Source organism: Methylorubrum podarium, assembly GCF_022179745.1.
Taxonomy (GTDB): Bacteria; Pseudomonadota; Alphaproteobacteria; order Rhizobiales; family Beijerinckiaceae; genus Methylobacterium; species Methylobacterium podarium.
In genome coordinates, this window is sequence record NZ_BPRD01000501.1 from 1 (window position 1) to 4,696 (window position 4,696).

Below are 4,696 nucleotides of genomic sequence, written 5' to 3' on the forward strand. Positions count from 1 at the left end.
CGGCTCGGCCTCGGCCGGCTCGCCCTGCTGCTGCGGGCGGCGCGCCGCCTCGACGCGCTCGCCCCCGAGCAGGCGGCGGGCGTGCGCGCGGCGCTCGGCTATCCCGTCACCGCCGAGGAGATGGCGGCCCGGCCGGACCAGGCCGACAGCTGGGCGGTGCTGGCCCACGCGGTCGAGGAGGAGGACCGTCTCACCGCCCGCTCGGTCTGGCTCGTCGGCCGCGCGAGCGGCGCCGTGGCCCAGGTGATCGATTACGGCACCCCCGGTTCGCCCCTGCCGCCGGCCCCGGCCGCCGGCCAGGATTTTTCGGGGGCGCTCGCCTTCCTGCCCGGCGACCCGCCGCTGCGCGCGGTCTTCCGCGAGGGCCGGGCCGGGCCGGCGGCGCAAGCCGTGCTGCCCGGTGCATCGAGCGTCGCGGCGGCGCGGGACAGCTTCGCCGAGGTGCTGTCCCGTGCCCCCTGGTGCGAGCGCTGGCCGGTGCGGCTCGCACATGTGCGTCTCGGGCGGCTCGCCGCCGCGGGCGGTGGCGCGGGTTTCGCGGCGGGGGACGAGACCGGCTGCCTCGCGCTCGCGGCCGATCCGCGCCTGCCGAGCCTGCTCGCGGTGGCGGCGGGCCGGCCGGTCGACCTGTTCGGCCTCTACGACGGCACCGGCCTCCACCCGCTCGCCCTCGTCGCGCAAGGCCGCCTCTACGCCATGCCGGCGCAGGGCGCGCAGCCGGTCCTGCTGCAGGTGGCCTGATGGAGACGGCCGACTTCCCCGCCGCAACCTCGGCGACCGACGGCTGGGAGCCGACGCTCGCTGCCGCGCTCCTCGGGGCCGAGCGCGCCCCGCCCGCTCCCCCCGGACCGCTCGCCGATCTGGTCGCCGATCTGGTCGCCGAGGCCGATCCCGGCGCCGCCCTGCTGGCGCGGCTCGCCGCGGAGGGCGCGCTTCACCGCGCCGGCACGGGGCTCGGGCCGGAGGCTCTGGCGCCGACCGAGCCGCGCGACGCCTTCGGACCGGAATGCCCGCCCGCCGCCGCGACCCGGCTCTACGGCCTCCTCAGCGAGGGATACAGCGCGCGCGGCCGCGTCGAGGAATGGTTCGCGCTCGCCGCCGCGTCAGGTGTCCGCCCGCCCGCCTGGCTGTTCCAGGCCCTGATGCTCCACCGCGACAGCCTGCCGGCGACCGCCCCCGCCGTCGTCGGCGCCGAACTCGACTGGCTCGCCCGCGCCTGCGGCGAGGCCCCGGCCCGAAGGGCGGAGGCGGCGGCGGCTCATGGAGCGGAGGCGGCGGACTGGACGGACGGGAGCGTGGCCGAGCGCCGCGCCGCCTTCGCCGCCTTCCGCACCCGCGACCCCGAGGGCGCGCGGGCCGCGCTGGAGCCGGTCTTCCGCAAGGAGAAGGCGGACATCCGCGAGGCCCTGGTCCACGCGCTGGCGACCGGCCTGTCGCCGGCCGACGAGCCCTTCCTCGAAGCCTGCCTCGACGACCGCGCGGGCGGCGTGCGGCAGGCGGCGCAGCACCTGCTGCCGAACCTCGCCGGCTCGCGCTACGCTGCGCGCATGGCGGCCCGCGCCCGCGCCGCGCTGACGATCGAGAGCAAGCGCAGGCTCCTCGGCGGCACCACCCACAGCCTCGTCGTCACCCTGCCGGAGGAGAGCCCGGAGCTCGCCCGCGACGGCATCGAGGTGAACACCTGGGAGCGGCGCGGCGGCGGCGCCCGCGCCTCCCTGCTGCGGTCGATCCTGGGGCGCGCGCCGCTCGAAGCCTTCGCCGAGCATCCGCCGCGGCTCTGGATCGAGCTGGCCCTGCGCAGCGAGTGGGCCGACCCCGTCTTCCACGGCCTGTTCTCGGCGGCCAAGCGCACCCTCGACCCGGCCTGGTCGGAAGCGATGGCCGACATCACGGCCGAGGCCTACGAGGGCAAGGTCACCGGCGTCCGCCGCACCAACGAGGTGCTCGGGATGTGGGCGGAGGCGCTCGACCTCCTGCCCGACGCCGCCTGGGAGGCCCGCGTCGGCGCGCTGATCCGCGCCCGCAAGATCGAGGTGGTGCTGGCCGTGCTGGCCCAGGGCCCCGAGCACTTTTCGGAGCCCTTCACCGCCACCCTGCTCGACTGGCTCGCCTTCGTCACCCGCGGCTCGGACGCCCTGCGGCGCGATCTCGCCAAGCCCTGGGTGATCGCCCGCCTCGGCGACCGGCTCTTTCCGAGCGAGGACGCCGCGGCTGCCGCCGCCGCGATCCTGGCGCGGCTGCCGGAGGAGGACACGGATCGCCTGCGCACGCAGCTTACGGGCTTGTCCGGCGTGCTGGACCTGCGCGCCGCGATCCGGCGCGACTTTCGATCGGAGACCACCACAGGGGGGATGGCTCAAGGATGACATCGAGCAACGGAGTCAAGGCCGCGCAGCTGCGCCAGGCCGCCGAGGATGCCTTCGCCGAGGAGATCGCGGCCCTGCGGACCTCCGACGACCGGCCGCGCCCGCCGAACTGGCAGATGTCGCCGCAGGCCGTGGTCACCTATCTCCTGGGGGGCCGGCTCGCCTCCGGCTTCGAGGTGACGCCGAAATATATCGGCGACCGGCGGCTGATGGAGGTCGCGGTGGCCACGCTCGCCACCGACCGGGCGCTGCTGCTCCTCGGCGTGCCGGGCACCGCCAAGAGCTGGGTCAGCGAGCACTTGGCCGCCGCGATCTGCGGCACCTCGCGGCTGATCGTGCAGGGCACCGCCGGCACCAGCGAGGAGGCGATCCGCTACGGCTGGAACTACGCGCTGCTGCTCGCCAAGGGGCCGAGCCGCGAGGCGGTGGTGGGCTCGCCGGTCATGCGGGCGATGTCGGACGGGCGCATCGCCCGCGTCGAGGAGCTGACCCGCATCCCCTCCGAGACGCAGGACAGCTTCATCACCATCCTCTCGGAAAAGACCCTGCCGATCCCCGAGCTGAACGAGGAGGTGCCGGCGCAGAAGGGCTTCAACCTCATCGCCACCGCCAACAACCGCGACCGCGGCGTCAACGAGCTGTCGAGCGCCTTGAAGCGGCGCTTCAACACCGTGGTGCTGCCCCCGCCGGCTACGATCGAGGCGGAAATCGCCATCGTCGAGAGCCGCGTCGCCTCGCTGGGCCGCGCCTTCGAGATCCCGGCCGAGCCGCCGGGCGCCGAGCAGATCCGCCGCGTCGTCACGATCTTTCGCGAGTTGCGCGAGGGGGTGACCGCGGACGGCAAGAGCAAGGTGAAGCAGCCCTCCGGCACGCTCTCGACGGCGGAGGCGATCAGCGTCGTCGGCAGCGGGCTGGCGCTCGCCGCGCATTTCGGCGACGGCCGCCTCTCGGCCCACGACCTCGTCTCCGGGATCAGCGGCGCGGTGGTGAAGGACCCCGTGCAGGACGCCATCGTCTGGCGCGAGTACCTCGAGACCGTGGTCAAGGAGCGCGACGGCTGGAAGGATTTTTATAAAGCTGCCCGCGCGAGCGCGTGAAACTCCCTTGTAACCCTCCCCCCTCTGCGGGGGAGGGTGCCCGCGGAGCGGGCGGGAGAGGGGCAGCGCGACGGTGCCCCTTTCTGCCGGCGTCGGACCAGCGGAAGCGGCGCTCCCCTCTCCCGACCCCCTTCGGGGGTCACCCTCCCCCGCAGAGGGGGGAGGGAGGACGCGGCGGCTGACGCAGCGCCCGAGCCGCATTCGCCCAACCAACGAGGACGATCATCCGCATGAGTCTTCGCGCCGCCGCCCCGAGCCGCGATGCCTGACATCCGCCTCTTCGGCATCCGCCATCACGGCCCCGGCTCGGCCCGCTCGCTCCGGGCGGCGCTCGACGCGCTCGACCCCGATTGCCTGCTGATCGAGGGTCCGCCGGACGCCGACGCGCTGATCCCGCTCAGCCTCCGGGAGGGCATGACGCCCCCCGTCGCGCTCCTCGTCTACCGGCCGGACCGGCCGCGGGACTGCGCCTTCTTCCCCTTCGCGGATTTCTCGCCGGAATGGGTGGCGATGCGCCACGGGATCGCGGCGGGCGCGAGCGTCCGCTTCATCGACCTGCCGCACGCGCACCAGCTCGCCGACGGTTTCGGCGTGCCGGAAGACGCTCCGGATGCCGCGCCGATCGACGCGGAGCCGATCGACGCGGAGCCGATCGACCCGGAGCCTCTCGCCGAGGCGACGGACACGCCGCCCGAGGACGGCCCGGCCCCGGCGCCCGCCGCGATCCGGCGCGATCCGCTCGGCGAACTCGCCGCCGCCGCGGGCTATCCCGACGGCGAGCGCTGGTGGGACGCCCTGGTCGAGAGCCGCGCGGGCGCCGACGGCGACGTGTTCGCGGCCATCGGCGAGGCGATGACGGCCCTGCGCGAGGGCGCCGAGCCCGACGCGGACGAGGCGTTTCGCGAGGAGGCGCGCGAGGCGCATATGCGCGCGGCGATCCGCAAGGCGGCCAAGGAGGGGTTCGCGCGCATCGCCGTGATCTGCGGCGCGTGGCACGTGCCGGCGCTCGCCCGCTACGACGCGAAGGGTCAGGCGACGGCCGACGCCGCGACGCTCAAAAACCTGCCCAGGACCAAGGTCGCCGCCGCCTGGGCGCCCTGGTCCTACGAGCGGCTGGCCTTCGCCTCCGGCTACCGCGCCGGGGTGCTCTCGCCGGAATGGTACGACACCCTGTGGCACCACGAGGGGCGCGTCGCCGCCCGCTGGCTCGCCCGCGCCGCCGCCCTGCTGCGG

3 protein-coding genes and 1 pseudogene are annotated in these 4,696 nt (G+C 75.4%); all 4 read left to right on the forward strand.

The genetic code is table 11. The features are described from left to right. Nucleotides 1–741 (forward strand): annotated as a pseudogene (locus tag MFF42_RS21960) (SWIM zinc finger family protein); the annotation flags it as partial. Continuing rightward, nucleotides 741–2,366, forward strand: a complete 1,626-nt coding sequence (locus MFF42_RS21965) for a DUF5691 domain-containing protein (RefSeq protein WP_238257745.1) — start codon at nucleotides 741–743, stop codon at nucleotides 2,364–2,366. The pseudogene MFF42_RS21960 and the gene MFF42_RS21965, both read left to right, overlap by 1 nt. Beyond that, nucleotides 2,363–3,463 carry an ATP-binding protein gene (locus MFF42_RS21970; protein ID WP_238257746.1) on the forward strand — a complete coding sequence of 367 codons (1,101 nt, stop codon included), beginning with the start codon at nucleotides 2,363–2,365 and terminating at the stop codon, nucleotides 3,461–3,463. Before MFF42_RS21965 ends, MFF42_RS21970 begins: the two co-directional genes overlap by 4 nt. A gap of 261 nt (nucleotides 3,464–3,724) precedes the next feature. Beyond that, nucleotides 3,725–4,696: DUF5682 family protein (locus MFF42_RS21975; RefSeq protein ID WP_238257748.1), on the forward strand; the 972-nt coding region annotated here is incomplete at its 3' end.

Coding starts and splice junctions, on each gene's coding strand:
- MFF42_RS21965 (WP_238257745.1), top strand. CDS start 741: ATGGAGACGGCCGACTTCCCCGCCGCAACCTCGGCGACCGACGGCTGG.
- MFF42_RS21970 (WP_238257746.1), top strand. CDS start 2,363: ATGACATCGAGCAACGGAGTCAAGGCCGCGCAGCTGCGCCAGGCCGCC.